The sequence below is a fragment of the Phaeobacter sp. CC-HEC084 genome (assembly GCF_059429255.1).
Window position 1 is genome coordinate 432,327 of sequence record NZ_JCAIJQ010000002.1, and the last position, 25,590, is coordinate 457,916.

At 59.7% G+C, this 25,590-nt stretch carries 26 protein-coding genes and 1 pseudogene; 13 read left to right on the forward strand and 14 right to left on the reverse strand.

The genetic code is table 11. The annotated features are described in order from the left end of the window. The 6 genes from AC5SSZ_RS02455 to AC5SSZ_RS02480 form a co-directional block, all read right to left on the reverse strand. Complete coding sequence (locus AC5SSZ_RS02455; protein WP_274832306.1) at positions 1–288, reverse strand: MSMEG_0570 family nitrogen starvation response protein; 288 nt, start codon at positions 286–288, stop codon at positions 1–3. After that, entirely contained in the window at positions 281–1,243 is a 963-nt protein-coding gene (locus AC5SSZ_RS02460) for a sll0787 family AIR synthase-like protein (RefSeq protein ID WP_495436685.1), read from the reverse strand. Before AC5SSZ_RS02460 ends, AC5SSZ_RS02455 begins: the two co-directional genes overlap by 8 nt. Then, on the reverse strand, positions 1,240–1,791 hold the full coding sequence (locus AC5SSZ_RS02465; protein ID WP_274869090.1) for an MSMEG_0567/Sll0786 family nitrogen starvation N-acetyltransferase: 552 nt from the start codon (positions 1,789–1,791) through the stop codon (positions 1,240–1,242). The genes AC5SSZ_RS02460 and AC5SSZ_RS02465 overlap by 4 nt, the downstream gene beginning before the upstream one ends. Next, complete coding sequence (locus AC5SSZ_RS02470) at positions 1,788–2,909, reverse strand: MSMEG_0568 family radical SAM protein (protein WP_495436687.1); 1,122 nt, start codon at positions 2,907–2,909, stop codon at positions 1,788–1,790. Before AC5SSZ_RS02470 ends, AC5SSZ_RS02465 begins: the two co-directional genes overlap by 4 nt. Next, positions 2,902–3,870 (reverse strand): Nit6803 family nitrilase, encoded by a 969-nt coding sequence (locus AC5SSZ_RS02475; RefSeq protein ID WP_495436689.1) that lies wholly within the window; start codon positions 3,868–3,870, stop codon positions 2,902–2,904. Before AC5SSZ_RS02475 ends, AC5SSZ_RS02470 begins: the two co-directional genes overlap by 8 nt. A gap of 89 nt (positions 3,871–3,959) precedes the next feature. Beyond that, positions 3,960–4,442 (reverse strand): MSMEG_0572/Sll0783 family nitrogen starvation response protein, encoded by a 483-nt coding sequence (locus AC5SSZ_RS02480; protein ID WP_274830929.1) that lies wholly within the window; start codon positions 4,440–4,442, stop codon positions 3,960–3,962. 292 nt (positions 4,443–4,734) lie between these two features. Here AC5SSZ_RS02480 and AC5SSZ_RS02485 point away from each other — a divergent pair, with 292 nt between their 5' ends. After that, on the forward strand, positions 4,735–6,102 hold the full coding sequence (locus tag AC5SSZ_RS02485) for an aminotransferase-like domain-containing protein (protein ID WP_495436691.1): 1,368 nt from the start codon (positions 4,735–4,737) through the stop codon (positions 6,100–6,102). 134 nt (positions 6,103–6,236) lie between these two features. Here AC5SSZ_RS02485 and AC5SSZ_RS02490 read toward each other — a convergent pair. Next, a pseudogene (locus AC5SSZ_RS02490) lies at positions 6,237–6,584 on the reverse strand (transposase); the annotation flags it as partial. Positions 6,585–6,654: 70 nt separating this feature from the next. Between AC5SSZ_RS02490 and AC5SSZ_RS02495 the strand changes: the two are divergent. Next, positions 6,655–7,110: a transposase gene (locus tag AC5SSZ_RS02495; RefSeq protein ID WP_495436693.1), complete on the forward strand. Its 456-nt coding sequence runs from the start codon at positions 6,655–6,657 to the stop codon at positions 7,108–7,110. A gap of 237 nt (positions 7,111–7,347) precedes the next feature. On the opposite strand, the gene AC5SSZ_RS02500 is transcribed toward AC5SSZ_RS02495, so the two are convergent. Next, complete coding sequence (locus tag AC5SSZ_RS02500; protein WP_495436695.1) at positions 7,348–7,611, reverse strand: hypothetical protein; 264 nt, start codon at positions 7,609–7,611, stop codon at positions 7,348–7,350. Positions 7,612–8,090: 479 nt separating this feature from the next. On the opposite strand from AC5SSZ_RS02500, the gene AC5SSZ_RS02505 reads away from it, so the two are divergent. Then, entirely contained in the window at positions 8,091–8,915 is an 825-nt protein-coding gene (locus AC5SSZ_RS02505; RefSeq protein WP_065271064.1) for a flagellin N-terminal helical domain-containing protein, read from the forward strand. A 450-nt stretch (positions 8,916–9,365) separates the two neighbouring features. Here the strand turns inward: AC5SSZ_RS02505 and AC5SSZ_RS02510 are convergent, their stop codons facing one another. The 4 genes from AC5SSZ_RS02510 to AC5SSZ_RS02525 form a co-directional block, all read right to left on the reverse strand. Then, on the reverse strand, positions 9,366–10,889 hold the full coding sequence (locus AC5SSZ_RS02510; RefSeq protein WP_495436697.1) for an amidohydrolase family protein: 1,524 nt from the start codon (positions 10,887–10,889) through the stop codon (positions 9,366–9,368). Between the two features lie 377 nt (positions 10,890–11,266). Then, a complete protein-coding gene (locus tag AC5SSZ_RS02515) occupies positions 11,267–12,193 on the reverse strand; it encodes an ABC transporter transmembrane domain-containing protein (RefSeq protein ID WP_495436699.1) in 927 nt (308 codons plus the stop codon). 400 nt (positions 12,194–12,593) lie between these two features. Then, the gene (locus AC5SSZ_RS02520; RefSeq protein WP_495436700.1) at positions 12,594–14,261 is read right to left on the reverse strand and encodes an alpha/beta hydrolase; all 1,668 of its coding nucleotides are present in this window, start codon (positions 14,259–14,261) and stop codon (positions 12,594–12,596) included. A 309-nt stretch (positions 14,262–14,570) separates the two neighbouring features. Then, the gene (locus tag AC5SSZ_RS02525) at positions 14,571–16,418 is read right to left on the reverse strand and encodes an amidohydrolase (RefSeq protein WP_495436702.1); all 1,848 of its coding nucleotides are present in this window, start codon (positions 16,416–16,418) and stop codon (positions 14,571–14,573) included. Positions 16,419–17,032: 614 nt separating this feature from the next. Here AC5SSZ_RS02525 and AC5SSZ_RS02530 point away from each other — a divergent pair. Further along, on the forward strand, positions 17,033–17,878 hold the full coding sequence (locus AC5SSZ_RS02530; RefSeq protein ID WP_495436704.1) for a transporter: 846 nt from the start codon (positions 17,033–17,035) through the stop codon (positions 17,876–17,878). A gap of 429 nt (positions 17,879–18,307) precedes the next feature. On the opposite strand, the gene AC5SSZ_RS02535 is transcribed toward AC5SSZ_RS02530, so the two are convergent. Further along, complete coding sequence (locus tag AC5SSZ_RS02535; protein ID WP_495436706.1) at positions 18,308–18,889, reverse strand: hypothetical protein; 582 nt, start codon at positions 18,887–18,889, stop codon at positions 18,308–18,310. Positions 18,890–19,059: 170 nt separating this feature from the next. On the opposite strand from AC5SSZ_RS02535, the gene AC5SSZ_RS02540 reads away from it, so the two are divergent. The 9 genes from AC5SSZ_RS02540 (at position 19,060) to AC5SSZ_RS02580 (ending at position 25,221) form a co-directional block, all read left to right on the forward strand. Further along, a complete protein-coding gene (locus tag AC5SSZ_RS02540; protein ID WP_495436708.1) occupies positions 19,060–19,782 on the forward strand; it encodes a response regulator in 723 nt (240 codons plus the stop codon). A 14-nt stretch (positions 19,783–19,796) separates the two neighbouring features. Continuing rightward, positions 19,797–21,188, forward strand: coding sequence for an ATP-binding protein (locus AC5SSZ_RS02545; RefSeq protein WP_495438313.1), 1,392 nt, complete (start codon positions 19,797–19,799; stop codon positions 21,186–21,188). Beyond that, complete coding sequence (locus AC5SSZ_RS02550; RefSeq protein ID WP_237028427.1) at positions 21,185–21,496, forward strand: SHOCT domain-containing protein; 312 nt, start codon at positions 21,185–21,187, stop codon at positions 21,494–21,496. The genes AC5SSZ_RS02545 and AC5SSZ_RS02550 overlap by 4 nt, the downstream gene beginning before the upstream one ends. Before the next feature lie 375 nt (positions 21,497–21,871). Next, positions 21,872–22,330 (forward strand): c-type cytochrome, encoded by a 459-nt coding sequence (locus AC5SSZ_RS02555; protein WP_495436710.1) that lies wholly within the window; start codon positions 21,872–21,874, stop codon positions 22,328–22,330. Between the two features lie 61 nt (positions 22,331–22,391). Continuing rightward, positions 22,392–22,997, forward strand: coding sequence for a c-type cytochrome (locus AC5SSZ_RS02560; protein ID WP_495436712.1), 606 nt, complete (start codon positions 22,392–22,394; stop codon positions 22,995–22,997). 2 nt (positions 22,998–22,999) lie between these two features. Continuing rightward, positions 23,000–23,902, forward strand: a complete 903-nt coding sequence (locus AC5SSZ_RS02565; RefSeq protein ID WP_495436714.1) for a c-type cytochrome — start codon at positions 23,000–23,002, stop codon at positions 23,900–23,902. Then, on the forward strand, positions 23,899–24,024 hold the full coding sequence (locus AC5SSZ_RS02570; protein ID WP_425537451.1) for a multicopper oxidase domain-containing protein: 126 nt from the start codon (positions 23,899–23,901) through the stop codon (positions 24,022–24,024). Before AC5SSZ_RS02565 ends, AC5SSZ_RS02570 begins: the two co-directional genes overlap by 4 nt. Beyond that, positions 24,021–24,488, forward strand: coding sequence for a c-type cytochrome (locus AC5SSZ_RS02575; RefSeq protein WP_495436716.1), 468 nt, complete (start codon positions 24,021–24,023; stop codon positions 24,486–24,488). The genes AC5SSZ_RS02570 and AC5SSZ_RS02575 overlap by 4 nt, the downstream gene beginning before the upstream one ends. Before the next feature lies 1 nt (position 24,489). Continuing rightward, positions 24,490–25,221 (forward strand): DsbA family protein, encoded by a 732-nt coding sequence (locus AC5SSZ_RS02580; RefSeq protein WP_274832323.1) that lies wholly within the window; start codon positions 24,490–24,492, stop codon positions 25,219–25,221. 39 nt (positions 25,222–25,260) lie between these two features. On the opposite strand, the gene AC5SSZ_RS02585 is transcribed toward AC5SSZ_RS02580, so the two are convergent. Continuing rightward, positions 25,261–25,461, reverse strand: a complete 201-nt coding sequence (locus tag AC5SSZ_RS02585; protein ID WP_495436719.1) for a heavy-metal-associated domain-containing protein — start codon at positions 25,459–25,461, stop codon at positions 25,261–25,263. Positions 25,462–25,590: the final 129 nt, after the last annotated feature.

Below are 25,590 nucleotides of genomic sequence, written 5' to 3' on the forward strand. Positions count from 1 at the left end.
TCATTGCGTGATGTTCAGGCATGTGATGCTGGCGCCGTCCTGTTGCGGAAGGGCGTCTATCTTCGCCTCGATCCGGTCCAGCTGGGCCATGGCAGAGCTGCAGGCGTAGCCGAATTTCCGCTCCACCCGGTTGGAGGCGCGTTGCAGCGCGATGCGGGAGCGGTGCAGGAAGTCTGGGACCGGATAGGTCTGACCGGCTTCAAACAGCTCTGCCACCACGCTGGAGGGGGAATATAGTTTCTCTTCGCTGCCGTCCGGCCAGCGGACGGTCCAGAATGTTTCAGGCATGGTGGTCTCCAAGATCCAGATAGGGGGTTTGGGCGTGGTCCCAGAACAGCGCGGTCTCTTCCATGTCGCTCAGGGTGACTGCAGAGCCCGACCTGATGCGGCCCATCACGCCTGCGGTTATGTTGCGGCTTTCAAACCGCTGGCAGACTTCCTGTGCCTGACCGGCGGGCGCGGTGAGGAGGAAGCCGAAACTCGGGAAGCTGCGCAGCCAGCGCTCCAGCGGCACGCCAGCGGGCGGCGTGATTGCGGTCAGGTCGATATCGAGGCCGACGCCCGAGCATTCCGCCAGCATCAGCGCGGTGCCCACGATGCCGCCCTGGCTGATATCCTTGCCTGCGCGCACCAGCCCGTCTTCGGCGAGTGCAGGCAGTAGCGCCAAGTCCGCGCGCAGCCGGTCGGAAGGGGCCTCTAAAGCGGCGCAGAAATTGTCGAAATTGCGGTAGGCGCCGCGTTGATCGATTGCGGCGATCAGCACATCGCCGGGCATTGCGTCGAAGCTGGTGATCAGGCGCTGCGCCTTTCCAGTCACTGAGGCCGCGAGGCCAAGGGCGGGGGCGGCGAGATTGGTGTGCCCCCCAACCAGCGGCACGCCATAGACAGCTGAGGCGTCGCGCAGACCTTCAAGCAGCGGTTTCACCGCCTCAGCATCTGGGGCCCAGACCTGATCGATCACTGCGGTGGCGCGCCCGCCCATCGCAGCGATGTCCGAGAGGTTCACCATCACCGCGCACCAGCCGGCAAACCACGGATCATCCGCAATAAAGGCGGGGATGAAGCCTTCGCCGGCAAAGAGGTCGTAGCCGCCGTCGCAGGGTAGGGCGGCGGCGTCGTCGCCCGGGCGTCCGGCAGTCTGCGACGTCAACTCCAGCACCCGCGTCGCATGGGCGATGCCCAGCTTGGAGCGGATGGAGGGATGGCTGCGCAACCGCTCAGCAAGATCTGCGGGCGTTGTCATGACAGATGCTCCCGCACGCGCGGACGGTGATACCAGCCAGAGACAGGATCCCGGCAAGGCGGATAGTGAATGAGATCGGCGGCCATTTTCATATGGGGTGTGCCGTGAATGGTGACCTCTTCCAAAGACTGCCAGTGCATCCGGTGAAACAGAGGCACATTCTGCATCTGCACATGGGCCAGGAAACGATCACAGCCCCGCGCATTGGCGCAGCAGACCGCAAGACGGATCAACTCTGCCCCAAGATGTCCGACGGCGCGGAAATCCCGGTCTACAGCTAGGCGCGAGCCCCACCAAAGACCCGGTGCCTCTTCGTGAATGCGCACGGTTCCGACCACCTGATCGGCCTCATGCGCATAGGTGGAGAGCGCCACCAGATGGGTGGCAATCAGGTCGATATCATCCCGGTCGTGATCCGGGAAAATTCCCTGCTCCTTGACGAACACCCGGTGACGCAGTGCGGTTGCGCCCTCGGCCTCGAAGGCCTTTGAGGCGGCGCGGATATAGTAGCCTGGGCATTGAAAATGACGTGGTTCAAGTTCGATCATGCCGGGGCTCCCTTTGCGGGTACCTTCAGCTTTTCATAACTGGACAGTGCCGAGCAGGCGCCGCATTTGCCGCAACCCGCCTTCATATCGGCAGAGCGGATACCGGCGCGGGCGATCATCTGACCGAGCGGGCGCAAGATCGAGGCCATGAATTCCGAAGAGGGGCTCGGGTGGCTTTCCAGCGGCGTGCCGGAGATCGGCACGAAGGGCACCACGAAGGGATAGACGCCCATCGCGCAGAGTTTTTCACCCATCTCGAGGATCGCCTCGCGGCTGTCGCCCAGTCCCGCCAGAATATAGGTGGAGACCTGCCCGCGGCCGAAGACCTTCACTGCCGCCTCGAAACTGGAGAAATATTTCTCCAGCGGCACCGTGGCTTTGCCCGGCATGATGCGCTTGCGTACTTCGGGGGTGACGGCCTCAAGATGCATGCCCAGCGTTTCGATCCCCGCATCGAACATGCGCTGATGCCATGTGTCGTCCTCGGGCGGCTCGCATTGGCCCTGCAGCGGCAGATCCACCGCCGCCTTGATGGCCTCAGCACTTTCACACAGCACCTTGGCGCCGCGATCCTTGCCCGCAGGTGTGCCGGTGGTGAGCACCATATGCGTCACGCCATCGAGTTCGACTGCAGCCTTGGCCACCTCGGCCAGTTGGTCCGGCGTCTTATGCGCAATGGTGCGCCCGGCGGCGAGGCTCTGGCCGATGGAGCAGAACTGACAGGTCTTCTTGCGGCTCTCGTAGCGAATACAGGTCTGCAGGACGGTGGTGGCCAGCACATCCTTGGAATGCAGCGTCGCGATATGGCTATAGGGAATGCCGTCCGCTGTTTTCAGCTGGTAGAACTTTGCGGCCGTCGGAAAACGGACCTTTGCGATTTCAGTCCCGGCGCGGGTGACGCGGGCGGCGCCGGTGGGGTCTGGCGCCTCGACGAGGTAGGGGCTGTCGAAACTGGGTGCGGTATGCACCGGGATCATGACGGTGCGCTCACCGATGGTGATGGCCTTGTGATCCGATGGCCCTGCGCCGCCGCGGCGGCTTTCCTGTCCGGCGCTGGGGTCGACCAGTCGCATTCCGTGAGTCTGCAACTCGGTGATGAGTTCGGCGTGATCAAGCATCCTGACAATCCTCCTGCAGGTCCGGTGTGGGTTCGGTGACGTGGCGCGTCTGGGCAGCGCTTGCGTTGTGGTTCAGCGACAAAAGCTCGGGGCGGGCGTAATGGCCAACGCTGTCCATCATCCGCTTGCGCTTGGCGACAAGCTTCATGTCGAGATCCGCGATCAGGATGCCTTCACCAGAGGTCAGAGGTTCGGCCAGATGGCGCCCTTCGGGAGAGATGATGCAGGTCATGCAGCCGCTGTGCATGGCCTTTTGCAACGCCGGATCCGGGTGAACTTGGCTGATCTGTTCTTCACTGAGCCAGCCGGTGGAATTGACCACGAAGCAGCCGGATTCGAGCGCGTGATGGCGCATCGTCACCTCGATCTGATCGCGGAAGATGTCGCCGACGAGAGAGCCGGGGTAATGGCCGGCGTGAATTTCCTCGTGCTGGGTCATCAGCGCATAGCGCGCCAGCGGGTTGTAATGTTCCCAGCAAGCCAGAGCACCGACACGGCCGACCTTCGTCTCCACCACTTTCAGACCAGCGCCGTCGCCCTGACCCCAGACCATGCGTTCATGGTAGGTCGGCGTGATCTTGCGGCGCTTCAGGGCAAGCGTGCCGTCGGCGTCGAAAATGAGCTGGGTATTATAAAGCGAGCCGTGATCGCGCTCGTTCACGCCCAGCACCACCACGACCCCGCGCTTGCGGGCGGCATCTGCCACCGCCTCGGTTTCCGGCGAGGGCACGACGACCGCTTCCTGCATCAGGTCCAGGTGAGGGGCACCCTGCTGGACCGGTGGCAGCACAAAGCTGAAATAGGGGTAATAGGGCACGAAGGTTTCGGGAAAGACGATGAACTGCGCGCCCTTGTCGGCGGCGTCGGCAATTGCGTTGAGCACGCGTTCTATGGTGCCTGCGCGACCGGACAGGTCCGGTGCGATTTGGACGGCGGCGGCGCGGATGGTGTCGGTTCGCATGGCTGTGCCTCTGGTTTCGGGAGGAGCCGAGCCGCCGGAATAGACGGCTCGGGGCCGGGGACCGAACAAGGCCCCCGTGGTGTCGTGGATTAAACCGTCCAGGTGTCGAGGATGACCGCGTCGGCGTTCTTGTGCAGCAGGATGCAGTCCAGCACGTCCTGCGGAGCGATCGGGGTGATGCCGGGCAGCAGCGAGGGTTCGCCGTGGCCGTAGAGCGCTTGCAGAGCAAACCGGCAGGCATAGACCTTGCCGCCTTCGCTCATGAATTTCTTCATGTTCGCGGCATAGTTCTGATGGCCCGGGAAGGCCTCGTCACCCAGCGTCGGGAAACCGCGCTGAATCCCCAGGGTCACGCCGGGACCGTAAAGCAGGATCGAGGTCTCATAGCCTTTGCGGTTCAAGCGGATGGCGTTGAGGATATTGACCAGGCCGATGGAGCCTTCGAAGGCGACGGTGTGGAAGGTGACAAGGGCCTTCTCGCCTTCTTTTGCTTTGACGTCTTCAAAGACTTTTTCTTCGTAGTTGACGAAGAAATCTCCGTCCTTGTGCGCTTCCTTGGTGACTTCAGGCATTTTGGCCTCCTTGTTGATGGTGTCTACAGGGATGGCGCGGTCAAATTGATTGCATCAATAAGCAGTGTAATATACATACAATAAAAGACGCAAAGCGGGTACATCTTCAGGCATTATGCTGGAATTTTGAGCGATTACGCTCCAGGAATCCACGAATTTGACCGAAATACGGTTCAAACGCAGCGCGGGAGTTGCGCTCATCCGGTCAATGATTCCATGAAGGCATACAATTGTCCCATCAATTTTACAGGGGCATCGCATATGACCTCATAACCCTAATGGCAGGACACAGATGATCGACTGGATTCCCGACGCGCTCGAAAGCGGCAAACCCCGTTACCAGGCCATTGCAGACGCGATCGCAGAGGACATCCGGAGCGGGCGGCTGGGGGATGGCAAGCGGCTGCCGCCGCAGCGACGGCTGGCGGCGGCGCTGGGGATCGACTTTACCACGGTGTCCCGAGCGTATGCCGAGGCGCAGGCGCGTGGACTGGTGGAAAGCCATGTTGGACGCGGTACCTTCGTCAAAAACCATGTGATCACAGACCGCCCCGATCCGTCGCGCGCCGGTGAGGCGGATCTGCTGATGAACATGCCGCCCGAACCCAACGATCCCGGCCTACGCCGCCGGATGCAGGAGGGACTGGGATATGTATCGGCCAATCTTATTGATCTGCTGCGCTATCAAAGCGCGACCGGGTCGGAGCGCGATCGGGTGGCTGCCTCAAGCTGGCTCAGCATGCGGGGCATGGTGCCAGCGCTGGAACGCGTTGCGGTCACTCCCGGCGCCCATGCAACAATGGCTGCTATTCTGTCGATCAATACCCAGCCCGGGGATACGGTGCTTTGCGAGGCCATTACCTATCCGGGTTTCCGCAGCGTGGCCGGGCGGTTCGGGTTGCGTCTGGTCGGGATCGAGATGGATGAGGACGGCATTCTGCCGGATGCGCTGGATGCGGCCATCCGCGAACACGGGCCCAAAATGCTGTACCTCAACCCGACGCTTCAGAACCCGACGACGCTGACCATGCCTGAAGCCCGGCGCCTGGATGTGGCCGCGGTCTTGCAGCGGCACCAGCTCATGCTGATCGAAGATGATGCCTACGGCTTTATCCCGGCCAAAGGGCCTGCGCCCATCGCGCTGTCAGCGCCGGAGCTGACCTGGCATATCGGAGGGCTTGCGAAATGCATCGGGGCAGGTTTGCGCCTGGCATTTACGATCGCGCCGACCCCGCGCTGTGCCTATCATTTGGCGCAGGCGATCCGCGCGCTGTCGGTGATGCCCTCACCTCTGTCTATGGCGCTGGTTACCCAGTGGATCGAGGACGGTACCGCAGATGGCATTCGCCGCTTTATCCGGTACGAAAGCGCTGCGCGGCAGGCGATTGCGGCCGAGGTTCTGACAAGTGTCCAATATCGCAGTGCCGACAATGCCTTCAATCTGTGGCTTGAACTGCCGGAGGGCCTGAACCGCGCCGAATTGGTCGCCCGAATGGCCCGGCGCCAGATCGGCGTGATGCCCTCGGATGCCTTTACCGTTCTGGGCAGCCCGGGCGAACAGCTGCGTGTTTCTCTTGGTGGGCCTGCGTCGCGTGACAGCCTGCGGGAGAACCTGCACTTTCTGGCAAATGCTCTCTCTCCCAATAGCTTTATGGGATGAGCGGGGCGCCCATCAGGAATAATCAGCCCGTTCGTGTTGTTGCTGGCGCGACTGGGGGCGTCGAACTCTGGCTGTCGGCGGGCGTTGTTGCATTACCCACGCGTGAGAGGTGACTTCCCCTTACTCCGTTGTCGTTATGACACGCGTTGGATTTCGGCGGTGCCGAGGGCCGAGAAGCGGTTCATAAGGGCAATGCGGATGTGGACTTTGGCGGTCTGGCAGTCGGGGTCTCTGGCGTCGATGCGTTCTCCGAAGGCTTTCAGGCAGCGCATCTTCGCTTCGACCCGACTTTGGGCGTGATAGCCCGTCCAGCGCTTCCAGAAGTCCCGGCCATAGTATCGGATGGCGCGCAGGGTTTCGTTGCGGACGCATGCTGCCGGGCAGTCTTCCTTCCACAATCGACCATTCTTGCGGATCGGAATGATCGGCACCGCGTCGCGCGCGAGGATCGCGCTGTGGCACCGGCGCGTGTCTGAGCTCCCCCCGAAATTCGGACACTGACATAAGCTACGACTTGCAGTCTGCAGATCTTCGACGAGAAAGAGATCAGAGATGTCGAAACGGAAACAGCACGCACTCAAGTTCAAGGCGAAGGTCGCGCTGAACAAGGCCATCCACAAGTTCGGCCCGCTCGAGATAATGAATACCGATCAAGGATTTCAGTTTACCTCCTTCGCTTGGACGGACCGGCTTCGCCGATCCGGCGTGCGGATCTCAATGGACGGAAAGGGGTGTTTCCTCCCCTCTCGGGATATTGCTGCGCAATGGCCTGCCGGGCAGCGGATCAACATCTTCATCGAGAGATTATGGCGGACACTGGAATACGAATGCGTCTACCTGCACGCCTGGGAGACCGGTTCGGAAACGAAAGCGGCCATCCGGAAATTGATGACCTTCTACAACCACCAGCGCTCTCATTCAGCCCTCGGCGGCAAGCCTCCGGCGCTGGTCTACTGGCAGAGAAATGATATCTACCAACCCGATCAGCAGGTGCAACGAGTAGCTTAAATTACGCCAGATCATGTCCAAGAGATGGGGAGTAGCTCAGCTGCCCGTCAACGCATCCTGCGCGACCGTCGGCTAAGCGCAGATAGCGACCTTTGCAAAGTCGGCGGATCTGGCGACATGGCGAGCGATCCATGCCGCAGGCGCGCAAGGAAGAGCTGACCTTCGCCGCAGGCGCAGCCGCCGACCACTTTCGTACGGCGGGAACGCGGACAAAGCGGTGATTTGAACTCAAGGCCCCTACTCCAGTTCCTTGGCTAGATACTGGATTTCCTCGCTTGAGCAAACAGAACCGCTGGCGAGGCGAATGACTGCTTCCGAAACAAGTTTAGGATCAACGTTTAGGGCTCTTTCGGAATTGGCTATTACGGAGAAGTCCTTTGGTTCACAGGAAAAAATACTCCTTCGCCCAAAGTCATCAATAAATTCTGTGAAGCCCGCAAGGTTCAGAACTGTCGCAGATTTTTCAAGGTCGCCACTGCACATATTGTCAAAGACCTTCATCGGCCCGCTTCCGCGTGGGTTTTCTATGCAGAAGTGCATGTCAAAGATGCAGCGGGCGATCGCAAGAATTCTGCCTGCGTGTGTGTTTTCCGGGGCTGGCAACCAAGGCGGATATTCCATGTTTCAAACTATGACGACGCAATTTCTGGGAGGCAAGCACCGCTCCGGGCTCGACACCGGACCTGCGCCGCTGCGGCAAGGGGCGCGTAGCGATATCGCACCTGGTCCCCGCCATCAAATGCCAGCCAGCCCTTATGTATGTGCAAGGTCACAAAGCCCTTGAGGGATTTCACATAAGCTTGGTCTCCAATTTAGCACTTCCTTAGCAAACCTCACGGTAATGTTCCCTCGCGCCTTGGGAAACGGGGGGGCGCGGAAGCCGGATGGCTTAACGCATAGTCAGAAAGACGTCAGAGACGCCCTTCGGGGCATCAAACACGCGAGACGAAACGTCTCATATTGCTAAAGGAATAAAAGCTATGACCAGCATTCTGACGAACAACGGCGCAATGGTCGCTCTGCAGACTCTGAACTCCATCAACATGAACCTGGAGAGCACCCAGAACGCGATTTCCACCGGTAAGGACGTCGCAACTGCCAAGGACAACTCGGCCATCTGGGCGATCTCGAAAGTCATGGAATCGGACGTTGCAGGTTTCAACGCCGTGGGCGACTCGCTGGCTCTGGGTGAATCCACGGTGGCGGTGGCAACGGCCGGGGCCGAACAGATCACCGACCTTCTGAAGGAAATGAAGGAAAAAGTGGTCAATGCGACCGGGGAGAACGTGGACAACGGGAAACTCGAAGCTGAAGTCACCGAGCTGAAAAACCAGATCACCTCGATCATCACAGGGTCGCAGTTTAACGGTGCGAACCTGCTGAACACCGCTGGTGGCGACCTGACCGTTCTGTCCTCGCTGGACCGCGATTCCACGGGTACAGTCACCGCGTCGAACATCACCGTAAGCTCGGTCGATTTTGAAGCCAGCCTGGACCTGACAACCGTAGTGGTCGACACGGCCGCAAACGCTGAAGCTTCCATCGACGACATTGAGGCTCTGATTCAGACTGCGGTTGACGGCGCCGCCGCCCTGGGGGCTTCGGCAGCCCGCATCGAGAAGCAGTCCGAATTCGTCTCAAAGGTGTCCGACGCGATGAAGAGCGGCATCGGTGCGCTGGTAGATACTGATATGGAAGAAGCATCCGCCAGATTGAAGGCGTTGCAAACCCAGCAACAGCTGGGTGTACAGGCTCTGTCGATTGCCAACTCGGCGCCACAGACACTGCAGCAGCTGTTCCGTTAAGCGATCTGATCCGGGGCGCGCCAAGCGCGTCCCGGTCTTTACCCCAGCCCCTCACCGATGACTTGGGCTGTTCATAGCAGCCCTTACCAGAGTTTAGGCGCTGGAATAGTTTCTGCCAGTCTTGCGGGGCGGCGCTCCAGCCCCAATCACGACATTCATTCAAGGCGCAGCGAAGGCACTGCTGCGTGCGCGAAAGGCTTACTGAAGGCGGACCTTCAAGTCTGCTCAGTTGACCCAGGGGATGCTGCGCCCGGCATCAAGGTCAGCGAAGCGCAGGAAGCGGATTTGCAAAGTATGTAATGAGTGCCATGCAGTAGGGCATAGCGACCGAAAGCTACCGTTCAGCCAGAGGTCTACGCATCGGCTGACTCGACCGACGTGGTCGCTTGAATTGGCCACTTTAGAACGTCGTTTCAGATACCGGGCACGACCTATTCAGTGATCCATCGTTCACTGCCCGGCGCGAATTGCCTCCCCGGGATGAACATCCGCGTTCAATTCTCCATTACGGATCACCGGATGTCCGTTGACAATAACATGTACGAAGCCTTTGGAGGCGAGGCTGTTCGTCCCAGCATCGTACCCTGCCATTCCATTCACTTCGTCTGGATCGAAGATAGTGATATCAGCGAATGTTCCCGCTTGAAGACGACCACGTTTTGCCATTGACGGGGCGAAAGGCTCAAGGAATTCAGCTTGCAAATAGGCTGTTTTGGCGATGATCTGCGGCATGGTCAGGGTGCCATCGTCGATCGCGATCCTGAGGTATTTGCCAAACGTGCCTGCGCTGCGTGGGTGACCAAGGCCAGCTCCGAATGGTGCGTCAAAAGGCAATGAATGCCCGTCATCATCAACCAGAGGCATACCATCGCTGCCGATGATGATGTCCGGGTGCAAGATGGCGGCCATCATGTCGGGTTCTTTTATGTGCTCCATCACGAAGAAGCCATCGGGACGTTCGGCGCGATATTTGTTGAAAGTCTCCTCGGTCAGCGTTTCTCCGGTTTCGACCCAAATCAAATCCGAATAGTCCATGCCGGTCCGTTCCTGCCACCCCGGAGAGAGGATCTCGGCGGCGATGAAGCTTGAACCTTTCACATAGGGAAAGGCCTCTCCCAGGATCTTCGCGCCATTCGCGTTGCCCCGGTCAACCATGGCAAGCGCGGCTTTTGTATCGGATAGGGCGTTTGTCGGAATGTGGTGCAATACCAGTGGCACGTCGTATGCCATCGACAGGGCAATGAACTCTTGCTGCCCTAACACTCCACTAGGGGCAATGTTGCTCAGGTAGCGGGGATGAGTGGTTAGGAAACTGTGGTTGTCAGACGCAACGCGCGCCATCCGAGCGATGCCTTCACTGCGGGCGGATGGATAGTATCCGACCATGACGCCAATCCCGAGTCCACCATTATGAATTCCGTCTGTAACCAAATCATCGATCTGATCCAGTTGTTCATCCGTGGCTTGGTTGACGGACCATTGATTGCCAGTCTTACCCGCCTTTTGCAGAGCGTGGGTCATCATAGGGCTGCCGTGGGACTCTACGCCATCCATCAACAATAGACGGGCAGAAGCATGGCCAACCGACGCTCCATAATTCGCCAGCGAGATTCCAGCCTTGGCTTCATAGTAGTCCGAAAGCGGCAGGGCGCCCGCTTCGAGGTCCATTTGTGTCGTGCGACCGTCGAAGATGGAAACCTTCTCGCTGTAGGGGTCCTGGCCATGGGCATGAAAATCGATGAAACCCGGAGCGGCGATCAACCCGCTGGCGTCAATCACGTCAGCACCGCTGATCGCTTCTGGTGTGACGATGGCGATCTCTTCGCCAGAAATGCCGATATTGCGAACTTGGTCCAGCATCGTTTCGGGATCGACTACGCGCGCGCCGGTGATGACCAGATCGTAACGTTCCTCTGCTGAAACAATATTGGACATCAATCCGATGGCGACGGCCATGGTGATCGTACGTATCATATCAAATCTCCAAGCTTGTAGAAAAATGGGCGAACTACCGACAGGCGAAGTCCAGAAAATCTGTATGTGAACGAGCAGCAGCCACCGTGTAGAACCCAAACACTGGACCGCACCCCAAAAGGGCGATGTGAGTTTTATTCACCTTAAAATTATACTGTGGTACTGAGGCAGTTCTTTGACAGGGATCAAAGCGCTTGATCAGCAACAGGATCAATGTGGGGTCCGGTCAGCTCGGGGCACCATGTTCACTGCCACGCATGATCTCGCTTCGTTCCACCTTTCCTGACCCTTTTGCCTCGACAAGGTTGCTAGACACCAGCTGCGTAAGGGCGCAGGCTGAATGGTTGCTTTGGGCAGTTCCTCTCCGCCCACAATGCTCATGTGCTTGCTGCAGCCTGTCCTAAAGGCAGCGTACGAAGCAGTTCGTACTTCACGCGATTAGCGCTGACCTGGCGATAAAAGGCGATCAGAAATGCCGTCGGCGCTTGCAGCCGACTCAATCCTAGGGTCGCGGCCACGATCGTGCCGACATCCGTTCGACCCTCAAGAACAAGCGCTCCGCCCAGCATGAAGACAAAGACCGTGCCTGCACCGTTGATGGCGCTCAGAATGAACTTCGTCGACAGCTTCCAGTGAAACATGGTGCGTCTGGTTTCATAGATACGGTCGAAGTCTTCCTTCACCGAAGTCACGACAGCGCGCAGCTCAGTCTCTGTCAGCTGGTCAGCCGCGCGCCGCAGAATCTTCACCCGCTTAGCTAGCAACATGTTCACCTTGCTCTGAGAGAAGACCACGATCCCGATCTGCGGAACCAGCATCAAAAGCGCTACGACACCCAGCACGGGTTGCGTTGATGCGATGAAGCCGATCACGCTGATCAAGGTCCCCAACTGCATCACCGGTTCCGAGATGGCGGACCCGGTGAACTTGCCAAGCTCTTCGGCTTCGGCCGAAATCGCGGTCGACAGTGCGCCGGTGCGAACACGACCGTTTATTCCTTGTTCACTGACGGCCCCATCCAGCAGTCTGCTGCGAAGTAGACGAATGACGTCCTCCCCAAGGATCTGAGATCGGTATCCCATAAGCCACTTCAGGCCAAGGCTGAGCAGGACCACGCCCATCATGCCGCCCCCGAGAATGAAGAGCTCCGACGTGTCAAAAGAGCCTTCGGTCAGAAGGTTCACGATGTCCTGCTGAAACTTGAGCGGCGCGGCCGCGAGTGCGGCTATGGACAGAGAAAGCAGGATCAGTACAATTTGGCGCGGACCGCTTACGCGCCAAATCGCGGAATAAAGCTGAAGCATCTTGCCCCCCTTTGCGTGGTCGGCCAGAGACACAGTCGCGCCAAGGTCGGCATAGCACAACTCTGAATCATTCGCGTCCCTTCACCAACCGGCCTGTTTGTCCCCCTAGGCGCAATGTGGATTGTAGGGTGCGTTACGGGTGAGAACGGCCCACACTTGGCACAGCTGCCAAGCAAAGAGTTGCCAATTTGACGATAGGGATGGATTGGCAATGTCCATTTTCCGCACTTCGCTTACGCGTGAGCGAAGTGCGGAAAATGGAAAACGGATATCCGAACCCGGCATGGAAACAAACGAAGCGCCACGCTCTCTGCCTTGGCGGAATAGTCCGGTGGCGCCAAACGGCTTGTCTGAACTGGCCACGCCAACGAAGTGCTTGTCCCAAGCAGCCCGGCCCATTTCAGTTCGAACAGCCTCTCTGAAATCCGTTGTCACAATGCGCTTTCAGACGTTGGGTATCGTCGCTTGTCCAGCCCTTGGGTTCGGTAACCTGCACCCACGGGCCGATATAGTCCTGTGCATAGTAGGCATGGCCGTGCCCGGGCGGCGAGCCGAAGGACAGCGCCAGATCCAAAGCCAACTGAAACTGGGTCACTATAGGCATAAAGAAAAAGTGCTTGGACATATCATCTGCGGGCGGGTCACGCATCCATTGAGGTCGACGCCAAAGAGACGCCGGATCGTAGAAGACGACCGGATCACTGGAATACTGCAGAAAGACAATGCGCATAGGGCCCCAGGCGGAAGGTGACCCGGACGCATCGCTGGTGCGTGAAGCGTAGCGCACCAGCGAACCATCTCCGATCTGCGGTAAAACCCAGGAACTGCCCGGATTGCGATGTTTCTGGACGTAGTTCCAAAAATTCGAGGGAAACGGTGGACCTGCCCAGAAAGCCCCATCAATCGGGTCGTCCAGAAGCCGAAAAAGATTGGTTGCATGCATTGAGGACCAGGCACCGAGGCTGAGGCCATGCATGTAGAGCCGCGGACGGGCGCCCTCGGGGAGTGTTTTCCAGTACCGGTGAACAACCTCCTGAAGCGCAGTAGCTTGCTCGAGACCGGTACTGGTCTCAAGGATCAGCGCCAGTGGCGACTGCAGATACGAATACTGTACGGCAACCGTGGCGATGTCACCGTTGTGCATGTATTCGACCGGATCATGCGACCCAGGGTCCATCCAACCGGTTCCGGTGGGGCTCGCCACGATCAGAACCTCACGCTCGAAGGCGCCCAGACGGCGCAGTTCAGCCAGTGCCAATTCCGCACGTTCGCGGGGCGTGGCCGCATTGGCACGGCCGACATACACCCGGATCGGATCGCGCGCTGGCCGTCCTGTGAATGCCGATATGTCTTCCGCATCAGGCCCCGACATAATGAAATCCCGGCCCGGCTTTCCGATTGCCTTCCAGTCGATCAAGGAGGCCGTACTTCCGGTTTTCCGCAGATCAGTCGGCGGTGGCGGGGCGTCATCGAACAGAGCCTGCGCCGCTTCATAGCTTTCATCAAGGACTGCGATGGTCCGGTCCAGAATGCCATCTCGTGTGACCACGAAGAGGATCAGTACGACTGCGATCAGACTGAACACATTCGCCCTTCGTGGCGGCATCACCCGATAGAAGCGCGCCCGGATCAGCCGGAACAGCGATGCGACGAGCCGCCCGAGCACAAAGGCGCAGACGAGTGTCGCGGCCGCAATGATCGAGATCCACGCGAGGTGCAAAGCGTCGGCTGGCTCCATCCCCATTTTCTGGCGGAGATCGTTCTGCCAAGTCAGGCTGGAAGCCAAAACCCACAGGAACATCACAACAATCGCTCCGGACACGATCCAGATCAGCACATTCGCCGGACCGCGCGACAAGCGCGGCAGGTCACCGGCATTCCACATGAGTGCAACGATCTGGCCGACCAGATATCCGAGCGCCGTGACCAACCCGCCAAGCACGCCCTGCAACTCGGGGCCACGTGGAATCAGGGACGGCGTCAGAGAGGCCGCGAAGAACAACAGGCCAAGCAGAAGGCAAGGAACTGAAATCGGGCCGAAGATTAGTGAAAGGATTCTCTTAGTCATCCAACTTTGTCCTTGGTGCCAACGCGCGGCTGCAGAACTGATCTTTCGCAAAACCTAGCCAGTGTCGGTTGCTTGCGAAACTGGGGCGGTGCCCATTCCGTCAACAGGCCCAGCTGCATGTCTGCTGGCCGAAGCGCCAGTCGCACCAGGCTGTTCGATCCACAGGGCATCCGAACCATCGCTTTGACCAGCTAAAGAGCGGCAAACACGCCGACGAGCAGTACATTGGCGAGGTCAATAAAAAACTTGGAAACGAGGGGCAGGACGATGGAGACCAAAGGAGCGGGCCCAAAATGCTTGGTGATGCGTTCAGGACGAGTAGACCCTTCTACCATCCATCCAGGTTTCGAGAACGCTGATGTTTTTGATAGCGTCGGGAGGTACATCGCGCGGGTCCTTTTCGAGGATGACCATGTCGGCAAGCTTGCCCGGTTCAAGACTGCCGACCTCGTGATCGGAAAATAGTTGCCATGCGGCCTCGGAGGTGAGCGCCCGGATCGCAGATTCAACCGATATCGTCTCCTGTGGCGCCAGAATGTAATCCGGCTCTTTCCAGGTGCGCCGGGTGACGGCCATCTCAATCATGTGCAGCGGGTTCGGGTCGGTCACCATGAAATCCGAATGCAGAGTGAAACCAACCCCGGCTTCTTCGACGCTTCGGCATCGGTCTAGCAACTGCGCCTTTTCCTCCCCAAATACCTCGTCACGCATCGCGACGCCCCAGTAGTGAACGTGACCGATCAGAAAGCTCGCCGACACACCGAGCTGCTGCATCCGTTCGATCTGGTCGTCGTGAAGTATCGAGCAATGCTCGATCCGCGGACGGACCCGGGACATGTCGATACCAGCATCAACAAGCGCCTGACAGGTGTCCAGCACATTATCGATCGCCGCATCGCCATTGCCGTGGATCGCAAGGTGCCAGCCCTTCCCGGCCCGCTCAAGCGCCATTGCGGTCAATTCATCAGGTTCCATATAGGCAAGGCCCCGGTCTTCGCTGTTCAGGTATGGTTCGCGCTGCAGTCCGGTGAACCCCTGGTTCGAGCCGTCTGCCACCAGTTTGAAGCCCGCGATGCGGGCCATGGCATCCCCGTCCCCCTGATGGATACCCGCCTCGTCCCAGGCTTCGGTTCCCAAGGTATAGAAAGGATAGGCGCGGATACGCGCCTTGAGGCGCCCGGATTGCGCCGCTGCAGCCATCACCTGCGCGTCCGCAGGCGACTGCGCTAGCGCGCCAAGGCTGAGTTCCGAGACCGTCGTGAGGCCGACCGCGCCCCATTTTTCCAGCAGCCCAATCAGGCCTTCCACCGGATCGGCCTCCATCATGCCCGGGTAGTGCGAGGCAACCTGCAGGAACGCCACGTTGTTCTTCATGAAGCCGTTCAGGTTACCCTCAGCATCGCGGACAAACTCTCCGCCCGAAGGATTTTCGATGTCATTGGGGATCCCGGAGACTTCGAAGGCCTTGGAGTTGGCATAGGCCAGGTGCCCCGAGGCGTTTAAAACGAAAATCGGGTGCTCGGTTGAGATTGGATCCAGCTCGGCAAAGGTCAGCGCATCCGGTCCTTCCTGAACCGCAGGGTCGAAGTTGCGGAAAACCAGCCATTCACCCGCAGGCGTTTCCGCTGCGCGCTTTGCGATGTGGTCCAGCACTTCGGCGGCGGTCGTGAAGCGGGCCATGCCGACATAGTCCATGATGGAGTCCACCACGGAACCGGAAATGACATGGGCGTGAGCATCGATGAAGCCGGGCAAGACAGTCTTACCTTCAAGGTCGACGATCTTGGCATCCGCGCCAGCCACTGCGCGAACCTCACCGTCGGTTCCCACTGCCAGAATACGGTTGCCGCGAAGAGCAATCGCTTCGACCTCGGAGAAATCATCATCGACGGTAAGCACATTGCCGTTGGTGAAGACGGTGACTGACTGCGACTGCGCTCTGGCGCCCCTTCCCATAACGGCTGCCAACCCTACACCGGCGGCACTCGTCTTCATGAAATCCCGGCGCCCCATGCTGGTCCAGTTGATACCCCAGTTGCAGGACCAGCCTGTGCCACTCTCAGCCGCGGCTTTCAGCTTGCTGACGTTTCGGCTTACTTCAAACAACTTTCCAAAGGTGCCACTGCAGCACGGGCAACCAAACTTGTCATGGGTCATGGGCTCATTCCTTTTCGGTTCGTTCAAGTTGTTGGTATTGCAGGAAGGATAAGTCGGTCTTGCACAATATTGCAGCGGTTCAGCTGCGGTCTTGCGACGAGCTCCAAGGCTCCGAGGTGCCAGATATCACGACCCGATCTGCTGCAACCTGGTTCCAGCGCTCCGTTTAGAATAGCCAAAAGATGGCGGGATCGCGAAGGCTTTCGCCAACTGTAGGCATTCACGCCAACAATGCACATCTTCGACGGCGCAGCCATCGCGAGCCTACTTTGTGAACGGAATTTCGTCAGCACGGGCATGCGATGCGACGTGCGGCGTCCTGAACAAAGCGTACCTAGAAAATGAGAAGGCAGCTTCATTGCGCTTATGCCTCATAAAAATCATTCGCAGAATAGCAGTGTTCTCGATTGGTGGTTTTGACGCAAATCAACGCCAATAGCTCAAAACACGTTCAAGCTGTTTTCCAAAGTACTTCATGTGATCGCCAGCAGGGCGCGGCATTTTTTCTTGTCTGCTCGAATGCCGCGATTTGTTGCACTCAGCTCAGGTAGCCTAATAGCAGGCGGCCAGAGGAATTTTCCCGCATGGCGCATTGTCCAATAAGAGGTTTGATTATGAGGATCGATATCTTCCGTACTGACCAGGCGCGACATGCCGATGGCAGCTTTCACCCCGGATGGAGAAGGATGTCATTGACCGGGCTCTTCGCCGCAATAACAGCGTTGATAATCCCCGGCAGTGTCTTTTCGCAGGACACAGATGACCTCGCCAAGCAACTTGCCAATCCGGTCGCAGATCTGATCAGCGTACCGCTTCAGTTCAATTACGATCGCTATGGCGGCCATACTGATCGGTATCTCCTGAACATCCAACCGGTCATCCCCTTTGATCTTGGGGATGACTTGAACCTGATAACGCGCACGATAATACCTGTCGTCTCTCTGGATGGGCCTGGCATCAACCAGAATGGCGTCGGCGACATTGTCCAGAGCTTCTTCTTGTCACCGAAGGTACCCACGGCGGGGGGCTGGATCTGGGGGGCCGGTCCGGTGTTTCTCTACCCCACTGGTGGGGACGGGGTGTCTGCCGACACCTTTGCTGCAGGCCCAACAGCCGTGGCTCTCCGGCAGCGGGGTCCCTGGACCTACGGCGGCCTTGCCAACCACCTCAGGTCGCTTGACGACAATCCAGGGACTAAGATCAACTCAACGTTTCTAAACCCATTCCTCTCTTACACTACGCCTACAGGGACCAGCTACGCTCTGCAGACCGAGGCAACTTACGACTGGGAGGTCAAAGAATGGTCAGTTCCAATCGGTGTTGTCGTGACACAGGTTTTCACGATTGGCTCGCAGCCCGTGTCCATAGGGGGCGGTGTCAGGTACTGGGCCGCATCACCCGGGAACGGCCCAGAAGGCTGGGGTGCCAGGTTCAACTTCACCTTCCTTTTTCCAAAGTAAAAAGCCCTTAATAGCTTTCCTATGCCTAGCAGGAATAACCGCGCAGGTGCTTGGCGCGGTGGGTAAATTATTAGCTGGTGCTGGGAGGCATCTGGCAAATTGCACCGAACATGAACAGAATGAGACATCTTGATTGAAAGGAGTATGGCAGGTTTTATGGAAGGGCATTCTGCGCACGGATCTTCTGAAGCTTTGGTCTTCGCGCGAACCGCATCACCCTCTCCTGCCAGGGTGTAGCGCAAGGTCGCGGCAACGGTTCCGAGGCTGCGCTGCCTTCGCTGTTCGCGGTGCTTGGTCATGTCTTGTCTTTTCGTCGGGCTTGTCACTCAGACGGCGGTCGTGCAGAGGGCGCATCGAACGGTTCCCGAGCGACAGGGGGAGTGGCCCGGCCGATGTGACCGGACCCAAGGTAAAGGGGCCGATGCAGGATTATTCTTGTTCTGACATGCCCTGCATCATCTGATGCCCGCCCATGCCTGTCCCGTGCATGCCGCCGTCGTTCACCCCGTTCCCATGCATGCCTTTCCCGTGCATCCGTTTCATCCGATTGGCGATGGCGCTCATTTCACCAGAGGTGATGGCGCCATCCCCGTCCGCATCCAGATGCTGGAAACGGTCTACCATCGTCTCGCGCAGCATCGCGGCGTGCCAGACCGAAAATTCGTCAAGGGACAGGGTACCATCACCGTCGGCGTCATAGTCTTTCAGGCCCACCTGCATCTTTTTGCCAGGCATGCCATCCATCATGTCCGCCCCCATCATGGTCCGCATCATGTCGCGGTCCATCCGGGACATGCCGTGCCGTCCGGCGCCGCCGCCGTGCATCTGCATCATTTTATGCATCATGTGTTTCATCATCATCTCGTGGCGGTTGCCCTCCATTTGAGGCTTTTCATCCCCCATATGTGCCCCGCCGGTATTGCCTCCGTGATGGCGGCTGTCGGCCAGAGCGCCGCCGGCGGTGAGCAGGGAAACGGCGAGAATGCTTGCGGTTATTACAAATGTCGGCATGAAATTCTCCTTTGGTTCGGGTCGATACCCATCACCTTGGGATGATTGCGCAGAATGGAAGGCCGTCGCATCATCAGAATTGTAACGGTCTGTCGCAAGCCGATCGTCTGATACAATCCGCTACAATTGCGATGGTGAAACTCTAACGGCCTTTCCGGTAGGACAAAAGCATGGGACCCCAGCCGCATATCCTTGTCGTCGACGATCACGCGCAGATCCGTGAAAGCGTGACGCGCTACCTTGAAAAGAACGGGATGCGGGCGACAGCGGCCAAGGACGCCGCCGATATGGACGTGCAGCTTGCGGCAGGGCATTTCGATCTGGTTGTGCTGGACGTGATGATGCCCGGCGAAGACGGCCTGTCGGCCTGCCGGAGGCTGGCCGATGAGGGCACGGTACCAGTCATCATGTTGACCGCGCTTGGCGAAGAGAGCGACCGTATCTCCGGTCTTGAGATCGGTGCAGATGATTACCTTGCAAAGCCATTCAATCCGCGCGAGCTGCTGGCCCGGATCAAGTCGGTCCTTCGGCGGAGCAGGCGGCAGGACCCTCTGGCCGGGCGGCTGGCGGGGCACAGGGTGCGGTTCGAACATCTGGTGCTCGACACCGACCGGCAGATCCTCATTGATGACAACGCAGATGAAATCCCGCTGACCAGTTCGGAATTCCGGTTGCTGGTTGTCCTGCTGGAACGGGCGCGCATGGTGCTGAGCCGCGATCAGCTGCTCGATCTTACCGCCGGGCGAACTGCCGGCCCTCTGGACCGCACCATCGACAACCAGATCAGCCGCCTGCGGCGCAAGATCGAGCCCGATGTCCTGCGCCCCCGGATCATCAAGACGGTGCGCAACGGCGGGTACTGCCTGGCCACGGATGTGGAGGAGGAGGCGTGATATTACGCCGCCGGATGTCGCTGCGGGTGCAGCTGACCCTGCTGGTCGTTGCGGCACTGGTCGCAGCGCTACTGCTCAGCCTGTTCCTGTTCGCGGATGAACGCAGCCTCGCGATCCGCGCCGCGCTTGGCTTTGAAGCCGCCGGGCGCGCGGCAAATGTGGCGCGGCTGATCGAGGAAGCGCCTCGCGATCTGCATGCTTCGATCCTGCGGGCCGCGAACTCGCCGCTGGTGCGTTTCGAATTGGCGGATATAGCGTCGGTCCAGCACATGGACCACTCTGACGGCGGCCTGGTCGAAGCCCGTATCCGCACGCTGTTGGACGACAGTTTCAGCCGGGATATCCGTGTCGAGCTGCACCAGATCGAAGGGCAGCTGATGCCGCTGCCCAACCTGTCGCCGGAAATGACCGACATGCATATGGCGATGATGCGGGGTGAGCTGACGGCGGTCGAGATGAACCTCTCTATCGCGATCCGTGGCGGTCAATGGCTGAACGTGGGCACCCGTTTTGAACGGCCTCCGATCCAGTGGCCGCTCTATTCGATGCTGACCTTCGCCCTGTCGGCGGCGGTATTGCTGGTCGTGGTGATCTGGTTCGTGATGGCGCGCCTGACTGGCCCCCTCAGGCGGCTGGCCCGAGCGGCCGACAGTCTTGGACGCGGCGAAGATGTGGCCGAACTGCCCGTCGCAGGCCCGAGTGAGGTGCGCGATCTTACCCGTGCTTTCAACCGTATGCAGGACCGCCTGACTCGCTTTGTGGGGGACCGCACGCGGATGCTTGCCGCTTTGGGGCACGACCTGCGCTCACCGCTGACCGCCCTGCGGGTCCGCGCGGAGATGGTCGATGATGAGGAAACCCGCGACAGCCTTGTGGTCTCGGTACAGGAAATGCAGGGCATGGTCGATGCAACGCTGACCTTTGCACGCGGGCTGACCGGATCCGAACGCCCTGAAACCATAGAACTGCATGATTTTCTTTCGGCCTTGCGCGCCGACATACCAGGCGGTTTCGCTCTTGGCGCCGGGCCTGACACAAAGGCGCGCTTGCGGCCCAATGCCATCCGGCGGGCGCTGCGTAATCTGATCGAAAACGCCAACCGCTATGGCGGCGGCGCCTCGGTGGGCTGGCAGCGCGTGGGCGATACTGTTGTCCTGACGGTTGACGACAACGGCCCCGGCATTCCGGAGGACGAGGCCGAGAAAGTCTTTGATCCATTCTACCGGCTTGAGGCGTCGCGATCGCTGGAAACCGGGGGGCATGGGCTGGGCCTGTCGATTGCGCGGACGATCATCCAGGCGCATGGCGGCGACATCACCCTCAGGAACCGTGAAACAGGCGGGCTACGCGCCATCGTGACGATCCCGCTTGCCGGAGAAACACCCGATGAAAGGAGAGAAAGATGACCCTGAAACTCTGGAGTATGACTGCTGCTGCGGGCCTTTTCGCCTCAACAGCAATGGCAGATCCCGAAGGCCACTGGGACGGGCATATGATGTGGGGCGGCGGCTATGGCGTATTCGGCGGGCTGATGATGCTGGTCTTCTGGGGCGTTGTCATCGCCCTGATCGTGCTGGCCGTGCATTGGCTGAGGGACAGCCGCCCGGGTGGCGCCCGGTCCTCCGATGCGCTCGATATCCTGCGGGAACGGCTCGCCAAGGGCGAAATCGACGAGGATGAATTCCGCCGTCGCAAGGCCACGCTTGAGGAATGACCGGACCCAACAGGTCAAACGTTCGAACAGCACAGGCTGGGCGCAGATCTGGGAGGCAGGACCACTGAGGCTGATCCTCACGCGTATCATAGAACCCGGTTGCGGCCGGGGTCGCTAGATTGGTTTTTCGCCAGCATGGATGTGATCATCTTGCCGAAAAGCTGTGCTCGTCAGGCCGTCCCGCCGCCGGATCTGGTCAAGGATACAAACCGATACATTTCTCGCGGCCGTCCCAGCTTGCCGCACAGGGCGTCTTCGATATTCACTTCCTGAAAGCAGGCGGAGGACAGGCACGTCTCATTCACTCGGTAGCGCGCACGCCGGACCTCAGGCTAGGACTAATCTGCACAACGCAAAGCGAAAGAAAGACACGAAATGAACAAGTTGACTGTTGTGGTAGCCGTCATTCTGGCTGGGGGCATCGGAGTCGGTGGCTGGCAGTACCTGCAACCCGAGGCCGCACCGGTCGGTCATTCGATGGCGTCGCCTGACACGGGCGCGCTTGCCCCTGGCGCTCCGATTGCAACGGTCGCGCTGCCGACAGAACTCTCTGGCAATGCCCAGCTTGGAAAATCCATCTTCGAAGCCAAATGTGCCGACTGTCACGGGGAAAACGCAGCAGGGCAGAACGGGGTTGCGCCGCCGCTGGTGCATAAGGTCTATGAACCCAGCCACCATTCCGACATGGCCTTTATCCTGGCTGCGCAGAACGGGGTGCGCGCCCATCATTGGCCCTTTGGCAATATGCCTCCGGTCGAGGGGGTCACGCCAGGTGATGTTAAGATGGTCATTGCCTACGTGCGTGAACTGCAACGTGCGAACGGGATCGAGTGATGCTCCTGGGTTCTTGATCTCCAAGGGCAGCAAAATTCAGCATCAACGGAGTATTGATACGATGAAGACAACACCCATTCTGGCAGCAATCGTCATCACCGGCACAGCAGTCGCAGCCTTTGCGCACGGCAATGCCAAGGGCATCGTCAGGGATCGGATGGAATCGATGGAGGCAATGGGGGATGCCGTGAAGGCGGTCACCCCGATGATGCGTGGCGAGAGGACCTATGATGCCGCCGCCATGCGCAACACAGCCCGGATTTTCCAGAAACACGCAGGCGAGGCCCTGACCGATCTTTTCCCTAAAGGGTCTGGCGGTGCCCCTTCCGAGGCCAAGGATGCGGTCTGGGCAGACTGGGATCGGTTCGCGGCGCTGGCACGGCAGTTGGAAATCTACGCCGAGGGCCTGGAGGGCGCTGCCGGGAATGGCCTCGCTGGTGGCGGAGGAATGGGCGCAGGGTCGATGATGGGGAATAGCTCCGGAATGGGATCGGGTTCGATGATGGGCAACGGATCCATGATGGGGTCAGGCACCAGTATGATGGGCGGCGGCGCCGGGATGATGCGCGCAGAGGATATCGCCGCGATGCCTGTAGATGCGGCCTTTGCGATGACGACACAGGTCTGCTCGGCCTGTCATTCCCGGTTCCGGGCGGAAGACCACTGAGCATGCGCCGGGTCGCATTTTTGTCTGGCGGGGCGGCGGCATGTGTTGCCGTTGTCCTGACCGCGGTGATCGCGTGGCCGGTCGGCAGCGCTCCGAAGCCGATCACGACGGAGGGCGACGTTAACCGGGGTGCTTACCTGGCACGTGCCAGCGGCTGTATCGCCTGTCATTCGAATTTCGAAGCGGGCGGCGCCCCGCTGGCGGGAGGGGCGCCGCTGAAGACGGATTTCGGCACCTTCTATCCGCCGAATCTGACCACCGATCCCGAACATGGCATCGGCGGCTGGACTGCCGAGAGTTTTGCAAAAGCCATCCGCCAGGGGATCGGACCAGATGGGGAACCCTATTTCCCGGCCTTTCCTTACCCCTTCTACGCCGAGTTTTCCGATCAGGATATCGCCGATCTGTGGGCCGCGTTTCAGACCGTGGCACCGGTGCCTGAGGCCGCGCCGGATCATGCGGTCGGTTTTCCCTTCAATCAGCGCTGGGGACTGAAGCTTTGGCGGGCCGCGTTTTTCCACGATCCGGGGACGGAACCGCTGCCGGGGCGCAGTGCGGCCTGGAACCGGGGCAGGGAACTGGTTCGCGGTGCGGCCCATTGCGGGGCCTGCCACACGCCGCGCAATCTGGCGGGGGGCCGCGATCCTGACGCAGCCTTTGCCGGCAATGACGCGCTTCCGGGCGGCAGCAAGGCACCCTCGATCCGGGCCGGTGATCTAGCCAAGAACGGCTGGACAGTCTCGTCGCTGTCCTACGCGTTGCAGACGGGCCTGACGCCATCAGGCGATGCCTTTGGCGGCAGCATGGCCGAGGTGGTCCGCGAAGGCACCCGGTTTCTGACTCCAAAGGACCGTGAAGCCATCGCCACCTATCTGCTCGACGCTGATGGGGGAGCAGCCGAATGAACGATGTGGACGCAACGCGCACCATTACCTTTGCCGCCGACAATCCCGGTGACAGGTTGTTGCACTGCCACATGCTCACCCATGCGGCCTCGGACATGAAGACATGGGCGCGGGTCACATGAGGGGGCAAGTCATCATCGCCGTGCTGGCAGCGGCAGTGGCTGGCGGCGTTTGGATGCTGCAAGGACAGGATCCGGCGGTGGCCTCCGGCGCCGAGGGGCTGGACATTGCCGAGGGCGAGGCCCTTTACGCTGAAGCCTGCGCTGCCTGTCACGGGGCTCAGCTGGAAGGCCAGCCGGACTGGCGCGCACGCGGCCCCGACGGGCGTCTGCCCGCCCCCCCGCATGATGAAACGGGGCACACCTGGCATCATTCGGACAGCCTGCTGTTCAACTATACCAAGCTGGGCGGCAAGGCCCTTATGGCCCAGCAGGGCATGGAGTTCGACAGCGGCATGCCGGGGTTTGGCGACAGCCTGACGGATCAGCAGATCCGCAACGTGCTGGGCTATATTCGGTCCACCTGGCCGGAGCATGTAAAGGAAGCTCAGAAAGCGCGAACCAATGCGGAAAATGGAGAGAACTGACATGACCCTTAAGGCACCGATCCTTGCACTGGCGATGGCCACGTTGCTGCCGATACCCGCACTCTCGCAGGAACTCGATGAGGCCCGCGTCCGAGAGCTGGTCCTGGAGACGATACGGGAGAACCCCGAGATCGTGATGGAGGCCGTTGCTCTGCTGGAAAAACAACAGGCGGATGCACAGGCAGAAACCCAGGCAGAGGTGCTGCGCAGTCAGCGCGACCTGATTGAACGCGATCCGAATGCGCCGGTCCTCGGCAATCCGGAGGGGGATGTAACCGTGGTGGAGTTCTTCGACTACAACTGCCCCTATTGCCGCCGGGTAAAACCCGAGGTCAGGGCGCTGATCGAGGAAGATCCCAATATCCGGCTTGTCTACCGAGAATGGCCCATCCTTGGCGACGGCTCGGTCTTTGCCGCCAAGGCCGCGCTCGCGGCGCGGGCGCAGGGAAAATATGAAGAATTCCACTGGGCGATGATGGCGATCAAGGGCCGTGCCCAGGAGGCCACGGTCCTGCGCGTCGCCGAAGAGGTCGGGCTGGATCTTGAGCAGCTGAAAAAAGACATGGAGGCGCCGGAAGTGGCTGAACACATCGCCACATCGATGCGTCTGACCCAGGCGCTTGGCTTCAACGGAACGCCGTCCTTCGTTGTCGGGGATGCGCTGGTGCCGGGGTTTGTTGAAAAGGACCAGCTTTCTGAACTGGTGAGCACAGCCCGGGACCGCGCCGAATAATGGGGATCCCGCGCCGGAGGGGGCCGACGCGGGACTGGATCAGGCGGCAGCGGGCTGCGAGTCGTAGCCCGCGTCCTTGATCACGGCGGTAAGCTGATCAGCCGACAGTGCGCTGTCGATCTTCACCAGGCGTTCGCCGAGGTCGCAGGCAATCGTGGCGGCCGGATCGGCGGCCTTGACGGATTTTTCGATGGCGGCAGTGCAGTGGCCGCAGCTCATGTCCGGAACCTTGAATTCCATTTCGAACCCTCTCTGGTTTGGTTGCAGGGCGAGAGATGGGGCTTCCAGTTAGGGGAAGGTCAAGACGTGATCTGACCTGTGATAAAATTTTGACGCGCCCTTGACCTTCCAGTGACTAGAACCACCATG